This window comes from Streptomyces sp. MH60 (assembly GCF_002939385.1).
GTDB lineage: Bacteria > Actinomycetota > Actinomycetes > Streptomycetales > Streptomycetaceae > Streptomyces.
In genome coordinates this window covers 17,487-41,330 of the sequence record NZ_MULI01000009.1, presented here as the reverse complement: position 1 = coordinate 41,330, position 23,844 = coordinate 17,487, and the positions used below count along the sequence as shown (strand labels likewise).

The 23,844-nt window shown below is 71.3% G+C and carries 23 protein-coding genes and 1 pseudogene; 14 read left to right on the top strand and 10 right to left on the bottom strand.

Annotated elements, in window-relative coordinates:
- Positions 1-41: 41 nt before the first annotated feature.
- A complete protein-coding gene (gene mce, locus BZZ08_RS09175) occupies positions 42-482 on the bottom strand; it encodes a methylmalonyl-CoA epimerase (RefSeq protein ID WP_104631668.1) in 441 nt (146 codons plus the stop codon).
- A gap of 149 nt (positions 483-631) precedes the next feature.
- Here mce and BZZ08_RS09170 point away from each other — a divergent pair, with 149 nt between their 5' ends.
- The 3 genes from BZZ08_RS09170 (at position 632) to BZZ08_RS09160 (ending at position 4,412) form a co-directional block, all read left to right on the top strand.
- Entirely contained in the window at positions 632-1,837 is a 1,206-nt protein-coding gene (locus BZZ08_RS09170; protein ID WP_104631667.1) for an acetyl-CoA C-acetyltransferase, read from the top strand.
- Between the two features lie 43 nt (positions 1,838-1,880).
- Positions 1,881-2,837 carry a methylmalonyl Co-A mutase-associated GTPase MeaB gene (gene meaB, locus BZZ08_RS09165; RefSeq protein WP_104631666.1) on the top strand — a complete coding sequence of 319 codons (957 nt, stop codon included), beginning with the start codon at positions 1,881-1,883 and terminating at the stop codon, positions 2,835-2,837.
- Between the two features lie 255 nt (positions 2,838-3,092).
- A complete protein-coding gene (locus BZZ08_RS09160; protein ID WP_104631665.1) occupies positions 3,093-4,412 on the top strand; it encodes an MFS transporter in 1,320 nt (439 codons plus the stop codon).
- Here the strand turns inward: BZZ08_RS09160 and BZZ08_RS09155 are convergent.
- Complete coding sequence (locus BZZ08_RS09155; protein WP_104631664.1) at positions 4,321-5,064, bottom strand: PepSY domain-containing protein; 744 nt, start codon at positions 5,062-5,064, stop codon at positions 4,321-4,323. The two genes, BZZ08_RS09160 and BZZ08_RS09155, sit on opposite strands and share 92 nt — an antisense overlap.
- Positions 5,065-5,188: 124 nt before the next feature.
- On the opposite strand from BZZ08_RS09155, the gene BZZ08_RS09150 reads away from it, so the two are divergent.
- Together BZZ08_RS09150 and BZZ08_RS09145 are read left to right on the top strand one after the other, a co-directional pair.
- Positions 5,189-5,857 carry a response regulator transcription factor gene (locus BZZ08_RS09150; protein ID WP_104631663.1) on the top strand — a complete coding sequence of 223 codons (669 nt, stop codon included), beginning with the start codon at positions 5,189-5,191 and terminating at the stop codon, positions 5,855-5,857.
- Complete coding sequence (locus tag BZZ08_RS09145; protein ID WP_104631662.1) at positions 5,854-7,269, top strand: sensor histidine kinase; 1,416 nt, start codon at positions 5,854-5,856, stop codon at positions 7,267-7,269. Before BZZ08_RS09150 ends, BZZ08_RS09145 begins: the two co-directional genes overlap by 4 nt.
- 25 nt (positions 7,270-7,294) lie before the next feature.
- Here the strand turns inward: BZZ08_RS09145 and BZZ08_RS09140 are convergent, their stop codons facing one another.
- The 4 genes from BZZ08_RS09140 to BZZ08_RS09125 form a co-directional block, all read right to left on the bottom strand.
- Entirely contained in the window at positions 7,295-7,771 is a 477-nt protein-coding gene (locus BZZ08_RS09140) for a MarR family winged helix-turn-helix transcriptional regulator (RefSeq protein ID WP_003973592.1), read from the bottom strand.
- 101 nt (positions 7,772-7,872) lie between these two features.
- Positions 7,873-8,649, bottom strand: coding sequence for an AIM24 family protein (locus BZZ08_RS09135; RefSeq protein WP_104631661.1), 777 nt, complete (start codon positions 8,647-8,649; stop codon positions 7,873-7,875).
- The gene (locus tag BZZ08_RS09130) at positions 8,646-9,296 is read right to left on the bottom strand and encodes an AIM24 family protein (protein ID WP_104631660.1); all 651 of its coding nucleotides are present in this window, start codon (positions 9,294-9,296) and stop codon (positions 8,646-8,648) included. Before BZZ08_RS09130 ends, BZZ08_RS09135 begins: the two co-directional genes overlap by 4 nt.
- Position 9,297: 1 nt before the next feature.
- A complete protein-coding gene (locus tag BZZ08_RS09125) occupies positions 9,298-9,930 on the bottom strand; it encodes an AIM24 family protein (protein WP_104631659.1) in 633 nt (210 codons plus the stop codon).
- A gap of 184 nt (positions 9,931-10,114) precedes the next feature.
- Here BZZ08_RS09125 and BZZ08_RS09120 point away from each other — a divergent pair, with 184 nt between their 5' ends.
- The 5 genes and pseudogenes from BZZ08_RS09120 to BZZ08_RS09100 form a co-directional block, all read left to right on the top strand.
- Entirely contained in the window at positions 10,115-10,459 is a 345-nt protein-coding gene (locus BZZ08_RS09120) for a DUF3817 domain-containing protein (RefSeq protein ID WP_104631658.1), read from the top strand.
- Positions 10,456-10,749 carry an MTH1187 family thiamine-binding protein gene (locus BZZ08_RS09115; protein ID WP_030402694.1) on the top strand — a complete coding sequence of 98 codons (294 nt, stop codon included), beginning with the start codon at positions 10,456-10,458 and terminating at the stop codon, positions 10,747-10,749. Before BZZ08_RS09120 ends, BZZ08_RS09115 begins: the two co-directional genes overlap by 4 nt.
- An 88-nt stretch (positions 10,750-10,837) precedes the next feature.
- Positions 10,838-11,347, top strand: coding sequence for a MarR family winged helix-turn-helix transcriptional regulator (locus tag BZZ08_RS09110; RefSeq protein ID WP_104631657.1), 510 nt, complete (start codon positions 10,838-10,840; stop codon positions 11,345-11,347).
- An 88-nt stretch (positions 11,348-11,435) separates the two neighbouring features.
- On the top strand, positions 11,436-11,777 hold the full coding sequence (locus BZZ08_RS09105) for a DUF3817 domain-containing protein (RefSeq protein ID WP_059301499.1): 342 nt from the start codon (positions 11,436-11,438) through the stop codon (positions 11,775-11,777).
- Positions 11,778-11,789: 12 nt separating this feature from the next.
- Positions 11,790-13,436: pseudogene (locus BZZ08_RS09100) on the top strand (acyl-CoA mutase large subunit family protein); the annotation flags it as partial.
- A gap of 85 nt (positions 13,437-13,521) precedes the next feature.
- Here the strand turns inward: BZZ08_RS09100 and BZZ08_RS09095 are convergent.
- Complete coding sequence (locus BZZ08_RS09095) at positions 13,522-14,178, bottom strand: TetR/AcrR family transcriptional regulator (RefSeq protein WP_104631656.1); 657 nt, start codon at positions 14,176-14,178, stop codon at positions 13,522-13,524.
- Between the two features lie 253 nt (positions 14,179-14,431).
- Between BZZ08_RS09095 and BZZ08_RS09090 the strand changes: the two genes are divergently transcribed.
- The 4 genes from BZZ08_RS09090 to BZZ08_RS09075 all read left to right on the top strand — a co-directional run bounded on the left by BZZ08_RS09090 (position 14,432) and on the right by BZZ08_RS09075 (position 18,836).
- On the top strand, positions 14,432-15,409 hold the full coding sequence (locus BZZ08_RS09090; RefSeq protein WP_198601369.1) for a tetratricopeptide repeat protein: 978 nt from the start codon (positions 14,432-14,434) through the stop codon (positions 15,407-15,409).
- A 639-nt stretch (positions 15,410-16,048) separates the two neighbouring features.
- Complete coding sequence (locus BZZ08_RS09085) at positions 16,049-16,681, top strand: DUF6230 family protein (RefSeq protein ID WP_104631654.1); 633 nt, start codon at positions 16,049-16,051, stop codon at positions 16,679-16,681.
- 117 nt (positions 16,682-16,798) lie between these two features.
- Entirely contained in the window at positions 16,799-17,452 is a 654-nt protein-coding gene (locus BZZ08_RS09080) for a DUF6114 domain-containing protein (RefSeq protein WP_104631653.1), read from the top strand.
- Positions 17,442-18,836 (top strand): hypothetical protein, encoded by a 1,395-nt coding sequence (locus tag BZZ08_RS09075; RefSeq protein WP_198601368.1) that lies wholly within the window; start codon positions 17,442-17,444, stop codon positions 18,834-18,836. The genes BZZ08_RS09080 and BZZ08_RS09075 overlap by 11 nt, the downstream gene beginning before the upstream one ends.
- A gap of 76 nt (positions 18,837-18,912) precedes the next feature.
- Here the strand turns inward: BZZ08_RS09075 and pyk are convergent, their stop codons facing one another.
- From pyk to pta, 3 genes are all read right to left on the bottom strand, one after another.
- On the bottom strand, positions 18,913-20,343 hold the full coding sequence (pyk, locus tag BZZ08_RS09070) for a pyruvate kinase (RefSeq protein WP_104631652.1): 1,431 nt from the start codon (positions 20,341-20,343) through the stop codon (positions 18,913-18,915).
- 74 nt (positions 20,344-20,417) lie between these two features.
- Entirely contained in the window at positions 20,418-21,638 is a 1,221-nt protein-coding gene (locus BZZ08_RS09065; protein ID WP_104631651.1) for an acetate kinase, read from the bottom strand.
- A complete protein-coding gene (pta, locus tag BZZ08_RS09060; RefSeq protein ID WP_104631650.1) occupies positions 21,635-23,728 on the bottom strand; it encodes a phosphate acetyltransferase in 2,094 nt (697 codons plus the stop codon). The genes BZZ08_RS09065 and pta overlap by 4 nt, the downstream gene beginning before the upstream one ends.
- Positions 23,729-23,844 lie beyond the last annotated feature (116 nt).

Below are 23,844 nucleotides of genomic sequence, written 5' to 3'. Positions count from 1 at the left end.
CGGCGACCGCACCCAACCCTACCGGCCCCTATGTACGAGGGTCAGTGCTCAGGTGACTCAACGGCCGCCGATGTGACCAGTTCTGTCAGAACGCCATGGCAGTCCTTGGGGTGCAGGAAGGTGATCCGCGACCCCATGCTTCCGCGCCGGGGCTCGTCGTACAGCACGCGTACGCCCTTGCCCCGGATGTCCGCGGCGTCCGCGTCCACGTCCGCCGTACCGAAGGCGATGTGGTGGACGCCCTCGCCGTTCTTGGCGAGCCACTTGCCGACCGCGGAGTCCTCGCGGGTGGGCTCCAGGAGCTGGAGGTACGAGGCGCCCCCGTCCGACGTATCGTTGATCTTGAGCATGGCCTCGCGCACCCCCTGTTCGTCGTTGACCTCGGTGTGGAACACCTCGAAGCCGTAGGTGGCACGGTAGAACTCGACGGTCGCGTCGAGGTCGTGGCAGGCGATTCCGATGTGGTCGATTCGCGTCAGCATGATTTCAGTGCAGCGCTCCGGAGGTGGTTACGCAACGTGCGCGCGATCACACCGACAGCCCGGTGACGGGCGGGATACCGCTCAGTACATTCGAGTAAACCCTCGTTCACTCCTCGGCCTGTGCGGGCCGGAAAAGGGGATCGCAGCCCATGTCTTCTGCATCGAACGGCACGACTTCCGTCATCGTCGCGGGTGCCCGCACCCCGATGGGGCGGCTGCTCGGCTCCCTGAAGTCCTTCTCCGGGGCCGACCTCGGCGGATTCGCGATCAAGGCCGCCCTCGACCGCGCGGGGATCGGCGGCGACCAGGTCCAGTACGTGATCATGGGGCAGGTGCTCCAGGCCGGCGCCGGGCAGATCCCCGCCCGCCAGGCCGCCGTCAAGGCCGGCATCCCCATGAGCGTCCCGGCGCTCACGGTCAACAAGGTCTGCCTCTCCGGCCTCGACGCCATCGCACTCGCCGACCAGCTCATTCGCGCGGGTGAATTCGACGTGATCGTCGCCGGCGGCCAGGAGTCCATGACCAACGCCCCGCACCTGCTGCCCAAGTCCCGCGAGGGCTACAAGTACGGCGCGGTCCAGATGATCGACGCCATGGCCCACGACGGTCTGACCGACTCCTTCGAGAACATCGCCATGGGCGAGTCCACGGAGAAGCACAACACCCGGCTCGGCATCGAGCGCGCCGCCCAGGACGAGATCGCCGCCCTGTCCCACCAGCGCGCCGCCGCCGCCCAGAAGAACGGCGTCTTCGACGCCGAGATCACCCCGGTCGAGATCCCGCAGCGCAAGGGCGACCCGGTGCTGTTCGGCAGGGACGAGGGCATCCGCGGCGACACCACCGCCGAGTCGCTCGGCAGGCTCCGTCCGGCCTTCGCCAAGGACGGCACCATCACCGCCGGCTCCTCCTCGCAGATCTCCGACGGCGCGGCGGCCGTGGTCGTGATGAGCAGGGCCAAGGCCGAGGAGCTGGGCCTGGAGTGGATCGCGGAGATCGGCGCCCACGGCAATGTCGCGGGCCCGGACAACTCTTTGCAGTCGCAGCCGTCGAACGCCATCCGGCACGCCCTGAAGAAGGAGGGCCTGGAGGTCGGCGACCTGGACCTCATCGAGATCAACGAGGCCTTCGCGGCCGTCGCCGTCCAGTCAATGAAGGACCTCGGCGTGTCCACCGAAAAGGTGAACGTCAACGGTGGTGCCATCGCCCTGGGGCACCCGATCGGCATGTCCGGCGCCCGGCTGGTGCTGCACCTCGCCCTGGAACTGAAGCGGCGCGGCGGCGGGATCGGCGCGGCGGCGCTGTGCGGCGGCGGCGGTCAGGGCGACGCGCTGATCGTGCGGGTGCCCGGGGCCTGACCCCGCGGCCACGACCTTCCGAACGGAGCTGAACGGAGCTGTGATGCAGGACGTCTCCTCACTGGTGGCCCAGGCCCGAGAAGGCCGGCCGCGGGCCGTGGCCCGGCTGATCTCCCTGGTGGAGGGGGCGTCCCCGCAGCTCAGGGAGGTCATGGAGGCGCTCGCGCCGCTCACGGGCAACGCCTACGTGGTCGGTCTGACCGGCTCCCCGGGCGTCGGCAAGTCGACGTCCACCTCGGCGCTGGTGACGGCGTACCGCAAGCAGGGCAAGCGGGTCGCCGTGCTCGCCGTCGACCCGTCCTCCCCCTTCTCCGGCGGTGCCCTGCTCGGCGACCGGGTGCGGATGTCGGAGCACGCCTCCGACCCGGGCGTCTACATCCGCTCGATGGCGACCCGCGGTCACCTCGGCGGCCTCGCCTGGGCCGCGCCGCAGGCCATCCGCGTGCTGGACGCGGCCGGCTGCGACGTGATCCTGGTCGAGACGGTGGGCGTCGGCCAGTCGGAGGTCGAGATCGCCTCCCAGGCCGACACCTCCGTCGTCCTGCTCGCCCCCGGCATGGGCGACGGCATCCAGGCGGCCAAGGCCGGAATCCTGGAGATCGGCGACGTCTACGTCGTCAACAAGGCCGACCGCGACGGCGCCGACGCGACCGCCCGCGAGCTGAACCACATGCTGGGTCTCGGCGAGGCACGCGCCGCCGGAGACTGGCGCCCGCCCATCGTCAAGACGGTCGCCGCCCGCGGCGAGGGCGTCGACGAGGTCGTCGAGGCGTTGGAGAAGCACCGCGCGTGGATGGAGGAGCGGGACGTCCTCGGCGAACGCCGTCGCGTCCGCGCCGCCCGCGAGGTCGAGACGATCGCCGTCACGACCCTGCGCGAACGCATCGGCGACCTGCACGGCGACCGGCGGCTGGGCGCCCTGGCGGAGCGCATCGTCGCCGGGGAGCTGGACCCGTACCGGGCGGCGGACGAGTTGGTGGCGGGGCTGACGGAGGGCTGAGTGGGCGCGGGGGGCGGCTTTCCGGCGTGCAGCCTCTTTCGCCCCCGCCGCCCCTTCCCTTCCCGTCCCTGGGGGCTGCGCCCCCAACCCCCCCTTTTTTCGGCCCGAACGGCCCCGTCCTCAAACGCCGGACGGGCTAGAATCCCCCGCGTGTTCCTCCTCTTGGCATAGGGCCCGCCCCGCACGCGACCGCCGCATCCGGCCGTCGCGCGCATCGGCGTCCCCCGGTCACCTTCCTGCTGAGGAACCCTTCGCGTGTCCACGCCCCTTTCGCGGCCCTCGTACGCCGCCGTACTCCGCGTCCCCCATGCCCGCCGCACCTTCGCGGCCGCCCTCGTCGGGCGGCTGTCGTACGGCACGGTCTCCCTGGCCCTGATGCTCTCCCTGACCCGGTCCACCGGGTCGTACGCCGTGGCCGGGCTGGTCATGGCGCTCTTCGGTGCCACGAGCGTCTTCCTGTCCCCCTACCGTGCCTCCCTCGTCGACCGGCACGGTCCGCGCCGGGCCCTGCTGCCCATGGCCCTGCTCTACGCCGTCCTGCTCTGTGTGCTGGCGGCGGTCTGCCGGCGTCCGGGCACCTCCGAGGCCGTCCTCGCGGTGACCGCCGCGTTCGCGGGCGCCTGCACGCCCCCGCTCGGTCCCACGATGCGCGCGGTATGGGCCCAACTGCTGTCCGACCGGGCCCTGGTGCAGCGCGCCTACAGCCTGGACGGCGTCGCCGAGGAACTGCTCTTCGTCTCCGGCCCGCTCCTGGTCGGCGGCATCGTCGCCGTCGCCCCACCGGTGGTCGGCGTCCTGCTCAGCGCGGTGCTGGTGGCGGTCGGCACCCTCGCCTTCGTCACCTCACCGGCGACCGCCGTGCCGCGTCCGGCGGGGCGGGAGGAGAACACCGGCCCCGCACCCGGGGCCGACGCCACCGGACAGGTCCGGGCCCTGGTGCAGCCCGTCGTCGTCGCGGCGGCCGTCGGTGTCTCGGTGAGCGCCGTCGACCTTCTCGTCGTGGCCTTCGCGGGGGAGCACGGCCTCGGGGACGGCGCGGTCGCCTGGGTGCTCGCGGCGCTGTCGGTGGGCAGCGCGGTCGGCGGTCTCGTCAACGGCGCCGTCGCCTGGGGTTCGCCCACCCGGGCGCGGCTCCCGTTCTTCGCGGCCGGTGTCGGCCTCTGCCTCGCCGCCGCGGGCCTCGCGCCCGGACTCGGCACGCTGGTCCCGGCCGTCATGTGCGCGGGGCTGTTCGTGGCCCCGGCGCTGACCACGGCGTACCTGATCGCCGACGAGAGCGCGGCACCCGGGTTCCGGGTCCGGGCGGGCGCCTGGTGCAACACCGCCGTGAACGCCGGGATGTCGGTCGGCGCCGCCGCGGTGGGTCTGCTGGTGGAACGGCTGCCGCTGCCGGTGTGCTTCGCGGTGTCCGGCGCGGTCGCCGCGGCGGCGGCCCTGGTGCCGGGGCACCGCCGCGGTGGTTCCGCCCGGTGGGCGGGGCCGATCAGTCGTCGTCGGAGTCGTGCGCGTCGTCCGAGTCGTGGGAGTCGTGCGAGTCGTCGGCGTCGTCCGAGTCGTGCGAGCGGTCGGCCGTGACCTTGCCGGTCTTCGGGTCGACCCGCCAGTCCTGCCCGCCCTTGCCGGAGGTGTGCGTCTCGACCTCCCAGGCGGGCTTGCCGTCGCCGTGGTAGCCGTCCTCGTCCAGCTCGACGGAGGTGACGGTGCCGTGGCCCGCCGCCGCCTTCGCCGCCTCGGCGGCGTCGACGGAGGTCCCCTTGAGGGCCGTGCGCACCTCGGCGGTGTCGTCCTCGTCGTCGTCCCGCTCCGAGCCCAGCACCTTGCCGGTGGCCGGGTCGACCCGGACGCTGTGCCAGGTGCCGTCGCCGGAGAGGACGTCGACCTCCCAGGCCGCGCGCTCCCGGCGGTCGTCGCCGTCGTCCCCGGAGTCGTCCCCGTCGTCGTCCTCGTCGTCCAGTTCGGCGGAGACGGCGGTGCCCGGGGTGTCCGCGAGGGCGGAGGCGACGGCGTCGGCCGCCGTCACCTTCGCGGAGGCGGCTCCGGAGTCGCCGTCGGGGGCGTCGTCCCGGTCGTCGGCCTCGTCCCGTACGCCGCCGTCGTCCGACACGCTCACGTCCGCGCGGGGCGCCGTGCCCCGGTCGTCGTCCCCCGTCGTCGCCAGGGCCGTCGCCGTACCGCCCCCGACCAGTGCGGCGGCGGTGACGACGGCGATCACGATGTTGCGCTTCATCAGGTTTCCTCCGAGTCGTCCACAGTCCAGCGGTTTTCGGTGACTTCACTGTCGCGGACCGACGCTGAGGCCAGGCTGAAGCCGCCTGAAGGGATCTTCAGCTCGCCTTTGCCACTCTTTACGCATGCGCCTGTTGATCGTGGAGGACGAGAAGCGCCTCGCCGTGTCGCTCGCCAAGGGCCTCACCGCGGAGGGATACGCCGTGGACGTCGTCCACGACGGCCTGGAGGGACTGCACAGGGCGGGCGAGGGCGTGTACGACCTCGTCATCCTCGACATCATGCTGCCCGGCCTCAACGGCTACCGGGTCTGCGCCGCCCTGCGCGCCGCCGGGCACGACGTGCCGATCCTGATGCTCACCGCCAAGGACGGCGAGTACGACGAGGCCGAGGGACTGGACACCGGTGCGGACGACTACCTCACCAAGCCCTTCTCGTACGTCGTCCTGGTCGCCCGCGTGAAGGCCCTGCTGCGGCGCCGGGGACAGGGCGCCGGCGCCTCTCCCGTGCACGTCCACGGCGACCTCAGGGTCGACACCGCCGCCCGCCGGGTCTTCCTCGGCGAGGACGAGGCCACCCTCACCGCCAAGGAGTTCGCCGTCCTGGAGCAGTTCGTGATGCGGGCCGGGGAGGTGGTGTCCAAGGCGGAGATCCTGGAGCACGTCTGGGACTTCGCCTACGACGGCGACCCGAACATCGTCGAGGTGTACGTCAGCGCGCTGCGGCGCAAGCTGCGCGCCGGGCTCATCCGGACCGTGCGCGGCGCCGGCTACCGGCTGGAGACCGGGCGGTGAGCCGCCTCTTCGGCTCGGTGCGGGCCCGCGCCACGCTTGCCGCGACCCTGGTGGTCGCCGTCGCCCTCGTCGCGGCCGGCACCGCCGTCCTGCTGTCCCTGCGCTCCAACCTGCTCGGCGAGGCGGGCACCCAGGCGGAGCGCTCGGCGCGGGAGGTGGCGACGGAGCTGGCCGTCGGGACGCCGTACGCGGACCTGTCGCTGGACGTGGACGACCGGCCGGTGCAGGTCGTCGACGACGACGGTGTGCTGGTCGCCGCGAGCGAGGACCTGGAAAGGATCAGCGGCACCGGCGTCGGCACGGTGAAGCCGCGGCCCGCCGCCTCCCCGGGCGGGGAGGACCAGGACACCGACGACGATGACGACTCGGGCGAGTCTCTCGACCCCGGGGAGATCGGCGGCCGGATCACCGTCAGCGACGGCTCGGCGACCATCGACGGGGACACGGAGGACTACCGTTTCGCGGCCGTCCCGGTGAAGACCGACGACCGGGGCACGCTCACCGTCTACGCCGGTGCCCCGCTCTCCGCCGAACACGGCGCCGTGAACACCGCGCTGACCGTGATGCTGATCGGCTTCCCGCTGCTGCTCGCGGTCGTGGCGTGGGTGACCTGGCTGGTCACCCGGCGCGCGCTGCGCCCGGTGGAGGGCATCCGGCGCGAGATGGCCGCGATCACCGCCAGCGAGGACCTGGCCCGCCGCGTCCCGGTGCCGGACACCCACGACGAGGTGGCCAGGCTCGCCTCGACCACCAACGAGACGCTGGCCGCGCTGGAGTCCTCGGTGGAGCGGCAGCGCGGCTTCGTCGCGGACGCCTCGCACGAGCTGCGTAGCCCGATCGCGTCGCTGCGCACCCAGCTGGAGGTGGCCGCCGCCCATCCGGAACTGCTGGACCTGGACGGCGCCGTGGCGGACACCGTACGGCTCCAGCGCCTCGCCGCCGACCTGTTGCTGCTGGCCAGGCTGGACGCGGGGGAGCGGCCCGCGGAGGCCCGGGTCGACCTCGCGGCGCTCGCGCGGGAGGCGGCCGAGGGCCGGACCGGGGTGAGCGTGCGGGGCGAGGGCGCGGTGCGGGTGGCCGGATCGCGGGGGCAGCTGGGGCGGGTACTGGCCAATCTGCTGGACAACGCCCAGCGGCACGCCCGCGCGGCGGTGGAGGTGTCCGTGCGGCGGGACGGGACCACGGCGGTGGTCGCCGTGGCCGATGACGGCGAGGGCGTGCCGGCGGCCGACCGGGAGCGGATCTTCGAGCGCTTCGTACGGCTCGACGCCGCCCGCAGCCGTGACGACGGCGGCGCCGGCCTCGGGCTGGCCATCGCCCGCGACGTCGCCGTACGGCACGGCGGCACGCTCACGGTGCACGACGCGCCGGCAGGCGGCGCCCTGTTCGAGCTCCGCCTGCCGGGTGCCTAGGCCGTCGCGGCCGTCGGGAACGAGATCAGGGACGTCCCCGCTGCCCGCGCAGGTGTTCCGCGATGGGCTTGAGGGCCTTGTCCAGCTCGGTCAGGTCCTCCGGGGCCAGCAGGTCGATGAAGTGCCTGCGGACGGAGGCCACGTGGTGCGGCGCGACCTTCCGCATCGTCTCCAGGCCGTGCTCGGTGAGGACGGCGAAGAGCCCGCGCCGGTCGGACTCGCAGTTCTCCCGCCGGACCAGGTTCGCGTTCTCCATGCGGGTGATCTGGTGGGAGAGGCGGCTCTTGGACTGCATCGTGGCGGTGGCCAGATCGCTCATCCGCATGCGGTCGCCCTCCGACTCGGAGAGGTTCACCAGGATCTCGTAGTCGTTCATTGTCAGGCCGAACGGCTGCAGGTCCTTCTCGAGCTGGTGCGTCAACAGCCTGTTGACCTCCAGGTGGGTGCGCCAAGCACACTGCTCCGTATCGGTCAGCCAGCGAGTGGCCGTCTCGGTCTCCATGAATGAAGTCTACCTAAAAGGTTGAAAGGCGAACTAGTGAGGGGTTGTCCGTGACGGTGACGGTGCGCACGCGTTCGATGTCACACTCCGCAGATTACCGCTCACAGCCCGAAGCGGCGCTGGAGGTCCCCCAGCTGTCCGGGAAGCCCCGGTACCCCTGACCGGCCTCCCGGCGCTCCGGAGGCACCGCCGCCGGGCACCCCCGCCTGCTGCGGAGGAGCCCCCACGGCCTGCTCCGCCATCAGCGCCTCGCTCGACTGCAGCAGCACCGTGCCGGCCCCCACGAACTCGAACTGGTGCTCCTCCCCGGAGGCCCCGCCGAGCCCCGTCATCGCACGTAGACCGCCCAGTAGGCCCGTCATGTACCCGTGGTCGTAGTGGTGGCACGGGGACGGGCAGTCGGCCCAGCCGACCAGGGCCTGCGGGTCGACCCGGACCGGCGGTTCGACGAACACCACCGGGCCGTTCGACGCGGCCACGAACTTTCCGGTTCCGATCAGCGTCAGGAAGCCCGGCACGATCGACTGCTTGAGCGCGAGGCTTGGCTGAAAAGCGAGCAGGTTGCCCGAGCGAATGGTCAGGTTGCCGTCTTCCAGATCGTATGAATTCACGTCGAAGGCCCGGTCGGCGAGGAGCATCTTGCCCGAGCCCTCCGCCACGACCCAGTCGCTCGCGTGCAGAGGCGAATGGAACGACGTCCGCACCAGACGGTCCAGCCGGCCGTGCCCGATGCCGTTGAAATCGATCGTCCCGTAGTAGGCGATCATCTTCCCCTTCTGCAGGAACCACTGGCTCCCCTTGAGCTCCACGCAGAAGGTGTACGCGTTGACGTTGTCGTCGGCCGGCAGTGACGCCGGGTCGTGGTGGACCGTGCTCACAGCTTCTCCTCCGACGCCTGGACGAACACCGTGCCGCTGCCGCTCAGCTCCAGCTGGAACGCCTCGCCGGAGCCGCGTCCCACCATGTCCCGCCAGCCCAGGGCCGTGGACAGCTTGTTGCGCACGTCGCCGTGGTGGGCGACGTAGGCCTGCGGGTCGACGCGCACCGGGCGCTGCGGGGTGATGGGCACCTCGAAGACACCGCCGTGGGCCATCACCGCCACCGAGCCGTGGCCCTTGAGGGACGTGGTGAACAGCCCCTGCCCGCTCACCTGGCCCCGCACCATGCCCATGACGCCGCCCTGCGAGCCGAGGAACACCGTGCTCTGCTCCAGGGTGCCCTCGAAGGCGAGGAGGCGGTCCGCCTCGACGTACAGGGTGTCGCCCGCGAGGTTGATCACCTGGACGTGGTGGCCGCCGTGCCCGAAGAACACGGTGCCGCTGCCCTCGACGGTCATCAGCGGCGTGTCCTCGTTGGCCACCCGGCGTCCGATCATCGACATGACCCCGCCCTGGCCGCCGCGGAGATTCGGGGTGAAGGACACCTCGCCCCGGTAGGCGAGCATGGCACCGCGCTGACTGAACAGCCGCTGCCCGGGTGCGACGGTCGCCTGGACCATCTTGGAGTTGATCTCCTGGAAGGCCATCTCAGACATCCCCCGCGATCGTGTTCCGCTCGCTCGGCTGCACGTACACCAGACCGTCGCCCTCGAAGCGGATCTGGAAGGCCTCACCGCCGCCCTCCCCGAGCAGCGTGCGGAAGGTCACACCCGACTGGAAGGACTGCCGCAGGTTCCCCTGGTGCGCCACGTACGCCCCCGGGTCCACGGTCAGCGGGTACTGCGCGCTGACCCGCAGCACCACCGCGGGACCGTCGGACATGATCGCCGCCTGCCCGTGCCCCTCGATCGTGGTGGTGAACAGCCCGTTGCCCTGGGAGGCGCCGCGGGTGCCCGTGAAACTGGTGCCGGTGCGCAGCCCGGCGTCGGCCGCCAGGAAGTTGCTCGACTCGACGTACAGCTTGTCGCCCCGGAGACCCACCAGGGTGATCTCCGAGGCCCGGTCCGCGAACCAGCAGGTCCCCTGCCCCCTCACCTCCATCACCGTCATCTGCTCGCCGGTGATCCGCCGGGTCACCATCCCCCGGATGCCCTCACCGCCGCCGCTCAGCTTCTTGAAGGCCATCTCCCCGTCGTACGCGACCATCGAGCCGTTCTTCGCCTTGACGGCGTCTGAGGTCATGTCGACGGCGAGGACCTTGCTGCTTTGAAGTCGGAACATCGCCACGCTGCGAAAGTAGCCCCGCCACGGGTGGACAGAACAGGGCCCACGGGTGGAGACCGACCCTGAGTCCATCCCTTGGGGCATTGTTTGCCACAATGGGCGAACGATTGTGCTTCCGTTCACAAGGCGGAGCGCACGCCGCCCGCGCCGTCAGCGACTCTCTCCCTCCCGAAGGTGACCCGTGGACCTCAAGACCGCCACCGCCCTCCGCCGCCTCCGCCTGGTCTCGGCCCCCGAGGCGATCTCGTTCCTCCTCCTGCTCGTCTGCTCCGTCCTGAAGCGGACCACCGACTTCAACGCGGTGCCGGCGATGGGCATGATCCACGGTGTCCTCTTCGTGCTGTACGTGATCTTCTGGGCGGACGCCTGGAACCGCGCCAAGTGGCCGCTGAAGACCGCCGCCCTCTACTTCGTCCTCTCGGTCCTGCCGACCGGCGGCTTCTTCGCCGAGCGCAAGCTCAAGCGCGAGGCCGAGACCGCGGTCATCGCCTCCCGCGCCCGCCAGGAAGGGATCGTCAACGCATGATCGTCGCCTTCTCCGTGACGCCGCTCGGCGTCGGCGAGGACGTGGGGGAGTACGTCGCCGACGCCGTCCGGGTGGTCCGCGAGTCCGGGCTGCCGAACCGCACCGACGCCATGTTCACCTCCGTCGAGGGCGAGTGGGACGAGGTCATGGACGTCGTCCGGCGGGCCGTGGCCGCCGTCGAGGCCCGGGCGCCGCGGGTCTCCCTGGTCCTCAAGGCGGACCTCCGCCCCGGTGTGACGGACGGCCTCACGTCGAAGGTCGAGACGGTCGAGCGCCACCTCGCCGGATGAACCCCGGCGAGCGCCCCCGCGCGGGCGGTGGTATCGAAAGGCGAGACGGAGCTGACCGGCATGTGACCGGCCGGTAAGGTCTCGTGCCGTGCCGAAGCCCCTCAGTCTCTCCTTCGATCCCATCGCCCGAGCCGACGAACTCTGGGAACAGCGCTGGGGCGGTGTGCCCTCGATGGCCGCGATCACCTCGATCATGCGGGCCCAGCAGATCCTGCTGGGCGAGGTCGACGCCGTGGTCAAGCCGTACGGGCTGACGTTCGCCCGGTACGAGGCGCTGGTGCTGCTCACCTTCTCCAAGTCGGGCGAACTGCCGATGTCCAAGATCGGCGAGCGTCTGATGGTGCACCCCACCTCCGTGACGAACACCGTCGACCGGCTGGTGCGCTCCGGCCTGGTGGCCAAGCGCCCCAACCCCAACGACGGACGCGGCACGCTGGCCACCATCACCGACAAGGGCCGCGAGGTCGTCGAGGCGGCCACCCGCGACCTGATGGCGATGGACTTCGGCCTGGGCGCGTACGACGCCGAGGAGTGCGGCGAGATCTTCGCGATGCTCCGCCCGCTGCGGGTCGCCGCGGGCGATTTCGAGGAGGACTGAGCGAGGGGGACCGGGCGGGCCGGCCGAGCCCGGCGAGTCGCCCGACCCGGTCGAAGATCGCGCGAAACGGGCGGTTACGCTCGGAGCCATGAAAAAGAGCGTGCTGACCCGCTACCGGGTCATGGCGTACGTCACCGGAGTGCTGCTGATCGCGCTGTGCCTCGGCATGATCGCGAAGTACGTCCTGGATCTGGGCGGCGCCGCCGACTTCACCCAGGTCGTCAGCATCGCCCACGGCTGGCTGTACGTCATCTACCTCGTCTTCGCCTTCGACCTCGGGTCCAAGGCGAAGTGGCCGGTGAAGAAGCAGCTCTGGGTGCTGCTCGCCGGGACCGTGCCGACGGCCGCCTTCTTCGTGGAGCGACGGATCAGCCGGGAGCTGGACGCGAAGGTCGCGGCCACCGAGGCGCCCGCCCCCGTCAAGGCGTAACCGGCTTCTCACGCGGCGCGCAAGCGCGACGCGGACTTCACCACGCTCTCCGGAGACCCCGTGGAGCCGGTGTACGGGCCCCGGCCGGGGGACGAGTACGAGGGCTTCGAGCGGATCGGCTGGCCGGGCGAGTACCCCTTCACCCGCGGCCTGTATCCGACCGGGTACCGGGGGCGTACGTGGACCATCCGGCAGTTCGCCGGGTTCGGCAACGCCGAGCAGACCAACGAGCGCTACAAGATGATCCTCCGCAACGGCGGCGGCGGGCTCTCGGTCGCCTTCGACATGCCGACGCTGATGGGCCGCGACTCCGACGACCCGCGCTCGCTGGGCGAGGTCGGGCACTGCGGGGTGGCCATCGACTCGGCCGCCGACATGGAGGTCCTGTTCAGGGACATCCCGCTCGGTGACGTGACGACCTCCATGACGATCAGCGGGCCCGCCGTGCCCGTGTTCTGCATGTACCTGGTCGCCGCCGAGCGGCAGGGCGTCGACGCGTCCGTGCTCAACGGCACGCTGCAGACCGACATCTTCAAGGAGTACATCGCGCAGAAGGAGTGGCTCTTCCAGCCGGAGCCCCACCTGCGCCTGATCGGCGACCTGATGGAGTACTGCGCGGCCGGCATCCCCGCGTACAAGCCGCTGTCGGTCTCCGGCTACCACATCCGCGAGGCCGGGGCGACGGCCGCGCAGGAGCTGGCGTACACGCTGGCCGACGGCTTCGGGTACGTGGAGCTGGGGCTCAGCCGCGGCCTCGACGTGGACGTGTTCGCGCCCGGCCTCTCCTTCTTCTTCGACGCGCACCTCGACTTCTTCGAGGAGATCGCCAAGTTCCGCGCCGCGCGCAGGATCTGGGCCCGCTGGATGCGGGACGTGTACGGGGCGCAGACCGACAAGGCGCAGTGGCTGCGGTTCCACACCCAGACCGCCGGTGTCTCGCTGACCGCGCAGCAGCCGTACAACAACGTCGTACGGACCGCCGTGGAGGCGTTGGCCGCCGTGCTGGGCGGGACCAACTCGCTGCACACCAACGCGCTCGACGAGACCCTCGCCCTGCCCAGCGAGCAGGCCGCCGAGATCGCCCTGCGCACCCAGCAGGTGCTGATGGAGGAGACCGGCGTCGCCAACGTCGCCGACCCGCTGGGCGGTTCCTGGTTCATCGAGCAGCTGACGGACCGCATCGAGGCCGACGCGGAGAAGATCTTCGAGCAGATCAAGGAGCGGGGGCTGCGGGCCCACCCGGACGGGCAGCACCCCGTCGGCCCGATCACCTCCGGCCTCCTGCGCGGTATCGAGGACGGCTGGTTCACCGGGGAGATCGCCGAGTCGGCCTTCCGCTACCAGCAGTCTCTGGAGAAGGACGACAAGAAGGTGGTCGGCGTCAACGTCCACACCGGCTCCGTCACCGGCGACCTGGAGATCCTGCGGGTCAGCCACGAGGTCGAGCGCGAGCAGGTGCGGGTCCTGGGCGAGCGCAAGGCCGCCCGCGACGACGCGGCCGTGCGCGGGGCGCTGGACGCGATGCTCGCCGCGGCGCGCTCCGGCGGGAACATGATCGAGCCGATGCTGGACGCGGTGCGGGCGGAGGCGACGCTGGGGGAGATCTGCGGGGTGCTGCGGGACGAGTGGGGGGTGTACACGGAGCCCGCGGGGTTCTAGCGCCCGGTGCCGGTGCGGGCGTCTCCAGGGGGTCCGCCCCCTGGGGACCCGGGCCTATGCCCACCCACGACCCGACTCGGTCGGTCTAGAGGTCACCCGCCACCCGCCACCCGCCGTCCGGCTCCGGCGGCCTTGAGGCGAGCCCCCACAGCAATACCTGGGTGAAGCCGTGTACCCAGTCCGCGTTGGCGGCCTGCGCGCTGACCAGGGTGCGGTGCACCACCGCTCCCGCGACCATGTCGAAGATCAGGTCCACGGTGCGGGCCGCCTCCGCGGCGTCCGGCTCCGGCGGCAGCTCGCCCCGGGTCTGGGCCCGCGCCCTGCCCTCCAGCACCAGGCGCTTCTGCCGCTCGACGATCGAGGTGCGGATGCGCTCGCGCAGCGCGTCGTCCCGCGTGGATTCCGCGACCACCGCCATCAGGCCGCTCCGGGCCTCCGGGCGGGCCAGGATCGCCGCGAACTGGAGCACCACGCCCTCGATGTCGGCGGCGAGGGAGCCGCGGTCGGGCAGTTCCAGCTCGTCGAAGAGCTCCGCCACCGCGTCCACGACCAGCTCGTTCTTCCCCGCCCAGCGACGGTAGAGCGTCGTCTTGGCAACCCCGGCCCGCGTGGCGACGTCTCCCAGGGTGAGCTTCGACCAGCCGAGGTCGACCAGCGCGGCCCGCGTCGCGGCCAGGATCGCGGTGTCCGCCGCGGCACTGCGCGGGCGCCCGGCACGGCCGGCGGGGGTGCTGCTCTGCATCCCCCGACCTTAACCGGCGGGTAACACGCGGTCGGTCGTGAGACAGATCACCGCGGCGGGGTGTTCCGGCGGGCCGTCCTGGCATTACGCTACGAGGCGTAGCGAAAGCGCGGGTCCGCCCGCGCCCCAGCGACGACCACGGGCGTGGGGTGGGGACCCGGCGCCGAACAGGCCACACACCGAACAGCACACATCCGGGCGGGCTTTCGACCCGGTTTTCACACGCGCGCGCCGTACGGGGGAGGATAGACCCATGCAGCCACGGAACATGTCCATGAGCGGGGTCGTCGACCTCGCCGCGGTGAAGCAGGCCCAGGAGGCCAAGGCGAAGGCGGAGCAGGCGCGCGCCCAGGCGGCCCGTCAGGGCGGTACGGGAGCCGTCTCCCCGGCCGACCTCGTCATCGACGTCGACGAGGCCGGTTTCGGGAGCGAGGTCCTGCAGCGGTCCACCGAGGTCCCGGTCGTCATCGACTTCTGGGCCGAGTGGTGCGAGCCCTGCAAGCAGTTGAGCCCGGTCCTGGAACGGCTCGCCGTCGAGTACAACGGGCGCTTCCTCCTCGCCAAGATCGACGTCGACGCCAACCAGATGCTGATGCAGCAGTTCGGCGTCCAGGGCATCCCCGCCGTGTTCGCGGTCGTCGCCGGACAGGCCCTGCCGCTCTTCCAGGGGGCCGCCGGTGAGGCGCAGATCCGCCAGACCCTGGACCAGCTGGTGCAGGTCGGCGAGGAGCGCTTCGGCCTGACCGGTCTCGTCGTCGACCCCGAGGCGGAGCCGGGTGCCGAGCGGCCCGCCGCCCCCGAGCGCCCCGCCGGGCCGCACGACGCGGCCCTCGATGCCGCCGTGCAGGCGATGGACGCGGGCGACCTGGGCGGTGCTGTCCAGGCGTACAAGAACGTGCTGGCCGAGGAGCCGGGCAACACCGAGGCCAAACTGGGCCTGGCCCAGGCCGAGTTGCTCCAGCGGGTACAGGACGCCGATCCGCAGAAGGTCCGTCAGGAAGCGGCCGACAAGCCGGGCGACGCCCAGGCGCAGATCGCCGCCGCCGACCTGGATCTGGTGGGCGGTCACGTGGAGGACGCCTTCGGTCGCCTCATCGACACGGTGCGCGTCACGGCCGGCGACGACCGGGACGCCGTACGGCTGCGGCTGCTGGAGCTGTTCGAGGTGGTCGGTGCCGACGACCCGCGGGTGACCGCGGCGCGCCGGGCACTCGCCCGCGCTCTGTTCTAGTCCGCGCCGGGGTCGGCGTTCTAAACGCCACCGACGTGTGGCGCGTGTGAAGGACCTGTCGAAGAGGCGTCACTGCGGCCGCGCTTTACCAAAACTTGGTAATCGCGGCCGCTGTTACTGCCAGTAAGTCAGCGGCGTCGATCTGTCGGACTCTGTCCATCGATCAATAGTTTTGTTCTGCCCCCATGACACACCCAGCGTCGCCGTTCGGGACCGGTGTGTCGTCCCGCGGTCACCCGGCCGCTACTAGCCAGTAACGAACCCCCTTGTGTCGACGGCGAGAATGCACCACGATCGGCGACGCTCGGTCCATTCCCGTACCCCGACAGCCGGTCGGGTGGCGGGGGTTCCTGGGTCCCCACCGAGCAGGGTCGGCGGCAGTGACGTCGGCCCTTGGGCAGGGGGGTCTTCGCTCATCCGGCGAAGCCTGTCCAGCAGGGTTGTGCGTGATGCGTGTCAGGCGCGACCAGTGGTTGTCGCTCGGGGGTGATCGCCGGTTATTCGGGCGCGTTGTACGTGCCGCCGAGTGCGGGCGCTCTCCTTCCCGAGGACGTAGCACTTCTCCCATCCCTGCCAGACCGCGCCGCCGAACCGGCGGCCGGCCGAGGCCAGGAGATGTACGTCCGAGAAGGAGGAAATATGGAGTCCCAGGTGCGTGGCGGGACCAGATGGAAGCGGTTCGCTGTGGTCATGGTGCCCAGCGTTGCCGCCACGGCTGCGATAGGTGTCGCCCTCGCGCAGGGCGCTCTCGCCGCGTCGTTCAGCGTTTCCGGCCAGTCGTTCAAGGTGACGGCGGACCAGCTCGACGGCACGGGCTTCTCCCAGTACGGGGCGATCGATTCGGGCTACACGCTGAAGGGCGAGAAGACGGCTCACCCCGTCGCGGTCTCGGCGTTCAAGTCCGCGTCGATCAAGAACATGTGCCAGTCCGTGGTCACCCCGGACATCCCGCTCATCGGCTCGGTCAGCCTCATGCTGAAGGCGGGCGGCGGTGAGAAGCCGGTCGAGGCCGAGAACCTGTACATCGACGTCGAGGACCTCGAGGCCGATGCCACGTTCCGCGGCATCGACATCGGTGTGGCGGCCAAGGACGCCAGCAAGGGTCCCGGCATCAAGAAGGGCGACACGGCGAACCCGTACGGGTTCGCGCAGCAGGCCGACTCGGCCACGCTGAAGAACGTGAAGCAGACGGCGTGGGCGACCACCGCCGGAACCTTCAAGCTCAGCGGTCTGAAGATGTCGCTGTCCAAGGGTGTCAAGGAGTGCTACTAAGCACTCGCTGACGGGCGGGGGAGCCGGTGGCGCCCCCGCCCGTCCACTCTCCGGCCGTGTCGTCACGCGCGGCCCACATCTCCACCACAGCAAAGCCGTACCAGGGAGCTGTTTTCCATGAGCGCCGAGACTCCTGCAGCAGCCGGCCAGTTCACCCGCCGTAGGCTGCAGTTCCGTGCCTGGCGAGGCGGGCGGCCGTTCTGGGCCGGCCTGTTCATCGCGCTCGGCGGACTCCCCATCGCCTACTTCCCGTACGCGAACCTCCAGATCGGTCACCTGACCCTCGCGATGGCCACCACCGCGGGCTCCGGGTCCCTGATCATCGGTGTGCTGCTGGTCGTCCTGGGCGTCAGCCTGTGGTTCCAGAAGCACATCCGCGTCTTCGCGGGTGTGGCGGCGATCCTGCTGGCGCTGGTCTCCATCCCCGTGTCCAACCTCGGCGGCTTCCTCATCGGCTTCCTGCTCGCGCTGGTCGGCGGAGCGATGGCCGTGTCGTGGGTGCCGGGCGAGCCGCCGCAGTCCGAGCCGCCGCTGGAGGGCAAGGGCACGGACGGCGCGCCCGAGGGCGCGGTCCCCGGTACCGCGGCCGACGACACCGCGTTCCCCGGCTTCCCGGGGCCCGGGACCCAGGCGTCCGGCCCCGCGGTGCCGGGGCCGCGGGGCGGGGTGGACGACGGGGAGCCCTCCCAGGCCTTCAGGGCGCCGGGGGCGCACGATCTGTCAGGAACGAGCCCGGCCAACGGGGCGAACGGGAGGCACAGTGCCGGCTGACGAGGTGACCCGCGGGACTGACGTGGAGTCGTCCCGTGTGAGAACCGGGCCGCGCCACGCGGCACCCAAGAAGCCGTTGTTCACCAGGTTCCACATGCCGGCCGGCAAGGCGATAGCCATCGCGGCGATGCCCACGGCCGTCCTCATGGGGATGGGGTTCACGCCGACGCTCGCCCTCGCCGACGGCAACGACGCGGCGCCGCCCTCCAACAGCCTGACGGCCGACGAGTACAAGGACTGCGTGGCGGCCCTGGAGGACGCCGAGAAGGACCCGTCCGCCTCGCCCACCCCCTCGCCCTCGGCGACCGACGGGGCCGACGACGGCAAGGACGACGCGAAGGAGCCCGACCCCTCGGCCTCCACCGGGGACCAGGGCACGGACGCCGGTTCGGACAAGGACGACCCCTCTTCGCCGGATTCAGGTTCCGACGACAAGGGCGCCAAGGACGAGCAGGACGCCCCCGCCCCGAGCCCCTCCGCGTCGCAGAGCCAGGAGGCGTCCGGCTCGACCGCCGCGCCGTCCCCCTCCGAGTCGGAGGAGAAGGGCGGTCTGCTGGAGGGCCTCGGCGACACCATCGAGGACATCTTCACCGGCGGCAAGAAGGCCGAGGAGAGCCCGAGCCCCACGCCGACCCCGTCGGCGTCCGAGGGTGCGGGCGACGCGTCCGACGCGCTGAAGGACACGACCGACGCGGTCACCGACACCGCGAAGGACACCGTCGAGGGCGCGACCGACACGGCGTCGAAGGCGGCCGAGGACACCGCGGACACGGTGGACAAGGCGGCCGAGGCGGCCAAGAAGGCGGCGGAGAAGGCCAAGGAGGACGCGGAGAAGGCCAAGGAGGACGCGACCGCCACGCCCAGCCCCAGCGCCTCCGAGAGCGCCGACGAGGCCGGCAAGGACGCCGAGGACTGCCCGGTCGCCACCGACGCGGAGGGCGGCGTCGACAACAAGGCGCCGCTGCCCGACGACCCGTGGTACCTCAACGCCAGCTCGCTGCTGCTGAAGGGCGCCTCCTACAAGGGCGTCGTCGAGGTGCGGACGGCCAACGGCACCACCAAGAAGGTGCTGAAGTACGTCATCTCCAACGGCACCGACATCGGCGACCTGCACCAGACGGTGAAGGACGAGCAGGCCGGCAAGACCTACCACGTGCAGGCGGCCAAGGGCTCCACGTCCACGATCCGCGACGGCGAGACGGTGATGTACACCGAGAGCATCTCGGGCAACCTGCTCGGGCTGATCCCGATCACCTTCGACCCGGAGAACCCGCCGCCGCTGGACATCCCGCTGATCTACTTCACCAAGGTGACGGTCGTCCAGGCCGGCCAGTTCGGCGGCACGCTGCACATCCCGGGGCTGCACCAGTACACGACCGACTGAGCACGCCCGCACCACGCCCGAGGGCGCCCCCTGCGACAGGGGGCGCCCTCGGTGCGTACGCCGGGTGAGGGCGCGGTCAGCCGCGCCGCGTCTCGCCCAGGTGCAGGACCCGGACCATGTTGGTGGTGCCGGGCACGCCGGGGGGCGAACCGGCGGTGATCACGACGACGTCGCCGTCGTTGAACCGGCCGAGGCGGGCCGTCTCCTGGTCCACCAGGTCGACCATCTCGTCGGTGCTGTTCACGAACGGCACCACGTGCGGCTCCACGCCCCAGCTGAGGGCCAGCTGGTTGCGGGTGGACTCGTCGGTGGTGAAGGCGAGGATCGGCTGGCAGGCGCGGTAGCGCGAGAGCCGGCGGGCGGTGTCGCCGGACTGGGTGAAGGCCACCAGGCCCTTGCCGCCGAGGAAGTCGGCGATCTCGGCCGCGGCCCGGGCCACCGAACCGCCCTGCGTGCGCGGCTTCTTGCCCGGCACCAGCGGCTGGAGGCCCTTGGAGAGCAGCTCCTGCTCGGCGGCGGTGACGATCTTCGACATCGTCTTGACGGTCTCGACCGGGTACGCGCCCACGCTCGACTCGGCGGACAGCATGACCGCGTCGGCGCCGTCCAGGATCGCGTTGGCCACGTCGGAGGCCTCGGCGCGGGTCGGACGGGAGTTGGTGATCATCGACTCCATCATCTGGGTCGCCACGATCACCGGCTTGGCGTTGCGCCGGCACAGCTCGATGAGGCGCTTCTGCACCATGGGGACCTTCTCGAGCGGGTACTCGACGGCCAGGTCGCCACGGGCGACCATCACGCCGTCGAACGCCATCACGACGTCCTCCATGTTCTCGACCGCCTGGGGCTTCTCCACCTTGGCGATCACCGGGACGCGGCGGCCCTCCTCGTCCATGACGCGGTGCACGTCGGCGACGTCCTTGGCGTCCCGGACGAAGGAGAGGGCGACCAGGTCGCAGCCCATGCGCAGCGCGAAGCGGAGGTCCTCGACGTCCTTCTCGCTCAGCGCGGGGACGTTGACCGCCGTGCCGGGCAGGTTGATGCCCTTGTGGTCGGAGATGACGCCGCCCTCGATGACGATCGCCTTCACCCGGGGGCCCTCGACCTCGGTGACCTTCAGCTCGACGTTGCCGTCGTTGATGAGCACCTGGTCGCCCTTGGCGACGTCACCGGGCAGGCCCTTGTACGTCGTGCCGCAGATCGTCCGGTCGCCGGGGACGTCGTCGGTGGTGATGGTGAACTCGTCACCGCGCACCAGCTCGACGGGGCCCTCCGCGAAGGTCTCCAGGCGGATCTTCGGGCCCTGGAGGTCGGCGAGGACACCGATGGCCCGGCCCGTCTCCTTGGCGGCGGCCCGCACCCGGTCGTAACGACCCTGGTGCTCGGCGTGGGTGCCGTGGCTGAAGTTGAAGCGGGCCACGTTCATTCCGGCTTCGATCAGCGTGACGAGCTGCTCGTGGGAGTCGACCGCGGGGCCGAGAGTACAGACGATTTTCGAACGGCGCATGGGTGCCATCCTATCGGTTTGTTTCGGCGCGGAATATTCCGTCTGGCGGAAAATACAAAAGGGCGGGATGCCGCTCAGGTGAGACGGGGATTCCCCGATTCATTTACCAGCGCGTAGGTCTGTGCCGCGATCTCCATTTCCTCGTCCGTCGGTACCACCGCCACCGCCACCCGCGCCCCCGCGGGCGAGATCAGCCGGGCCTCGTCGCCGCGTACGGCGTTCAGCTCGCCGTCGACCGCCAGGCCGAGCCCCTCCAGGCCCGCCACGGCCGCCTCCCGCACCGGCGCCGAGTTCTCCCCGACCCCGGCCGTGAACGCCACGGCGTCCACGCGTCCGAGAACGGCGTAATAGGCGCCGATGTACTTCTTGAGCCGGTGAATGTAGATGTCGAAGGCCAGCCGCGCCCGCTCGTCACCGGCGTCGACACGGCGGCGGATCTCCCGCATGTCGTTGTCTCCGCACAGTCCGATCAGACCGCTCCTCTTGTTGAGGAGAGTGTCGATCTCGTCGGCGGACATTTCCCCAACACGCATCAAATGGAAGATGACGGCCGGGTCCATGTCTCCCGAGCGCGTACCCATCACGAGCCCCTCCAAAGGCGTGAGTCCCATGGAGGTGTCCACGCACCGCCCGCCCCGCACCGCCGAGGCGGACGCCCCGTTGCCCAGGTGCAGCACGATGACGTTCACGTCCTCGGGCGCCTTGCCCAGCAGCCGCGCGGTCTCGCGGGAGACGTACGCGTGCGAGGTGCCGTGGAAGCCGTAGCGCCTGATGCGGTGCGCGTCGGCGGTCTCGACGTCGATCGCGTAGCGGGCCGCGGACTCCGGCATCGTCGTGTGGAAGGCCGTGTCGAAGACGGCGACCTGCGGCAGGTCGGGGCGCAGCGCCTGCGCGGTCCGGATGCCGGTGAGGTTGGCCGGGTTGTGCAGCGGGGCGACCGGGATGAGCCGCTCGATCTCGGCGAGCACGGCGTCGTCGATCACCGTCGGCTCGGTGAAGTGCTTGCCGCCGTGCACCACCCGGTGCCCGATCGCGGCCAGCTCCGGCGAGTCCAGCCCCAGCCCGTCCTTGGCCAGCTCGGCCGCCACGGCCTTCAGCGCCGCCTCGTGGTCCGGGACGGCCCCGCTCCACTCACGGCCGCCGCCACCGGCCGGCGTGTGCTTCAGCCGGGAGGTCTCCTCGCCGATCCGCTCGACGAGGCCCACGGCGAGGCGCTCGCCGCCACGCATGTCGATCAGCTGGTACTTCACCGACGACGAGCCGGAGTTGAGAACGAGGACACGGGTGCCGGTCACAGGTCGGACGCCTTCTCACTGGGGGACTGCTGGGCCTGGATCGCCGTGATGGCGACGGTGTTGACGATGTCCTGCACGAGCGCGCCCCGGGACAGGTCGTTGACCGGCTTGCGCAGGCCCTGGAGGACCGGGCCGACCGCGATGGCGCCGGCCGAGCGCTGCACCGCCTTGTAGGTGTTGTTGCCGGTGTTCAGGTCGGGGAAGATCAGCACGCTGGCCTGCCCCGCGACCGCCGAGCCGGGCAGCTTGGTCGCGGCCACCGACGGCTCGACCGCGGCGTCGTACTGGATCGGGCCCTCGATGCTGAGGTCCGGACGGCGCGAGCGGACCAGCTCGGTGGCCTCGCGCACCTTGTCGACGTCCGCGCCGGAACCGGACGTGCCCGTCGAGTACGACAGCATCGCGATCCGGGGCTCCACGCCGAACTGCGCCGCCGTCGACGCGGACTGGGCGGCGATGTCGGCGAGCTGCTCGGCGTCCGGATCCGGATTGACCGCGCAGTCGCCGTAGACCAGCACCTTGTCGGCCAGGCACATGAAGAAGACGGAGGAGACGATGGCGGCGTCCGGCTTGGTCTTGATGATCTCGAAGGCCGGGCGGATGGTCGCCGCCGTCGAGTGCACGGACCCCGACACCATGCCGTCGGCGAACCCTTCCTGCACCATCAGCGTCCCGAAGTAGTTCACGTCGGCGACCACGTCGTGGGCCAGCTCCACCGTCACGCCCTTGTGGGCGCGCAGGGCGGCGTACTTCTCGGCGAAGGAGTCGCGCAGCTCGCTGGCGGCCGGGTCGATCAGCTCGGCGCCGCCGAGGTCGATGCCGAGGTCGGCGGCCTTCTTGCGGATCTGCTCCACCGGGCCGAGCAGTGTCAGCTCGCACACGCCCCGGCGCAGCAGCACCTCCGCCGCGTGCAGCACCCGCTCCTCGGTGCCCTCGGGCAGGACGACCCGGCGCAGGTCGGAGCGGGCCTGTTCGAGCAGCTTGTGCTCGAACATCATCGGCGTGACGCGGTCGCTGCTGGGGGCGGAGACCCGCCGGTTCAGCTCGGCGGTGTCCACGTACCGCTCGAAGAGGCCGAGGGCGGTCTCCGCCTTGCGCGGGGAGGCCGCGCTCAGCTTGCCCTCCAGGGAGAACAGCCGCTCGGCGGTGGGGAAGCTGTTGCCGGTCACCGACAGCACCGGCGTGCCGGGGGCCAGCCGCGCCGCGAGGGTGAGGATCCCCTCGCCCGGCACCTCGTTCAGGGTCAGCAGGACGCCGGCTATCGGCGGGGTGCCGGCGCTGTGCGCGGCCAGCGTGCCGATCACCAGGTCGGCGCGGTCGCCGGGCGTGATCACCAGGCAGCCCGGGGTCAGCGCGGCCAGCAGGTTGGGCAGCATGGCCCCGCCGAAGACGAAGTCCAGCGCGTCGCGGGCGAGCCCGGAGTCGTCGCCGAGGACCACCCGGGCGCCCAGGGCGTGCGCGATCTGGGAGACCGTCGGCGCGGACAGGGCGGGCTCGTCCGGCACCACCCAGCACGGCACCGGCAGCCGGTGCGCGAGCCGCTCGGCGATCTCGTCCCGGTCCTCGCGCGCCACCCGGTTGGTCACCATGGCCAGCACGTCGCAGCCGAGGCCGTCGTAGGCGCGGAAGGCGTTGTGGGTCTCCGCGAGCACGGACTCGGCGCTCTGCCTGCGGCCGCCGACGACGGGGAGGACCGAGGCGCCGAACTCGTTGGCGAGCCGTGCGTTCAGCGACAGCTCGTCCGGGAACTGGGTGTCGGCGTAGTCGGTGCCGAGGACGAGCACGACGTCGTAGTCCCGCGCGACCAGGTGGAAGCGGTCGACCAGCGCGGAGACCAGCTCGTCCACGCCCTGTTCGGCCTGGAGGAGGGAGGCCTCCTGGTAGTCCATGCCGTAGACCGTGGCGGGGTCCTGCGCGAGCCGGTAGCGGGCGCGCAGCAGCTCGAAGAGCCGGTCGGGCCCGTCGTGCACCAGGGGACGGAAGACGCCGACCCGGTCGACCTGCCGGGTCAGGAGCTCCATGACCCCCAGCTCGACGACCTGGCGGCCGTCGCCGCGGTCGATACCGGTCACGTACACGCTGCGCGTCACGCGTGCTCTCCGTTTCGTCGGGGTGAGCGTTTCTCGTCGGGCTGAGCGGGTGGGCGGAACCGTCTTGACAGTACCTCTGGCGACGGTTAAGGCGCCCGTCAGCGTCCACCGCCGTC

Coding starts and splice junctions, on each gene's coding strand:
- mce (WP_104631668.1), bottom strand. CDS start 482: ATGCTGACGCGAATCGACCACATCGGAATCGCCTGCCACGACCTCGAC.
- BZZ08_RS09170 (WP_104631667.1), top strand. CDS start 632: ATGTCTTCTGCATCGAACGGCACGACTTCCGTCATCGTCGCGGGTGCC.
- meaB (WP_104631666.1), top strand. CDS start 1,881: ATGCAGGACGTCTCCTCACTGGTGGCCCAGGCCCGAGAAGGCCGGCCG.
- BZZ08_RS09155 (WP_104631664.1), bottom strand. CDS start 5,064: ATGAAGCGCAACATCGTGATCGCCGTCGTCACCGCCGCCGCACTGGTC.
- BZZ08_RS09150 (WP_104631663.1), top strand. CDS start 5,189: ATGCGCCTGTTGATCGTGGAGGACGAGAAGCGCCTCGCCGTGTCGCTC.
- BZZ08_RS09140 (WP_003973592.1), bottom strand. CDS start 7,771: ATGGAGACCGAGACGGCCACTCGCTGGCTGACCGATACGGAGCAGTGT.
- BZZ08_RS09130 (WP_104631660.1), bottom strand. CDS start 9,296: ATGGCCTTCCAGGAGATCAACTCCAAGATGGTCCAGGCGACCGTCGCA.
- BZZ08_RS09125 (WP_104631659.1), bottom strand. CDS start 9,930: ATGTTCCGACTTCAAAGCAGCAAGGTCCTCGCCGTCGACATGACCTCA.
- BZZ08_RS09115 (WP_030402694.1), top strand. CDS start 10,456: ATGATCGTCGCCTTCTCCGTGACGCCGCTCGGCGTCGGCGAGGACGTG.
- BZZ08_RS09105 (WP_059301499.1), top strand. CDS start 11,436: ATGAAAAAGAGCGTGCTGACCCGCTACCGGGTCATGGCGTACGTCACC.
- BZZ08_RS09095 (WP_104631656.1), bottom strand. CDS start 14,178: ATGCAGAGCAGCACCCCCGCCGGCCGTGCCGGGCGCCCGCGCAGTGCC.
- BZZ08_RS09090 (WP_198601369.1), top strand. CDS start 14,432: ATGCAGCCACGGAACATGTCCATGAGCGGGGTCGTCGACCTCGCCGCG.
- BZZ08_RS09085 (WP_104631654.1), top strand. CDS start 16,049: ATGGAGTCCCAGGTGCGTGGCGGGACCAGATGGAAGCGGTTCGCTGTG.
- BZZ08_RS09080 (WP_104631653.1), top strand. CDS start 16,799: ATGAGCGCCGAGACTCCTGCAGCAGCCGGCCAGTTCACCCGCCGTAGG.
- pyk (WP_104631652.1), bottom strand. CDS start 20,343: ATGCGCCGTTCGAAAATCGTCTGTACTCTCGGCCCCGCGGTCGACTCC.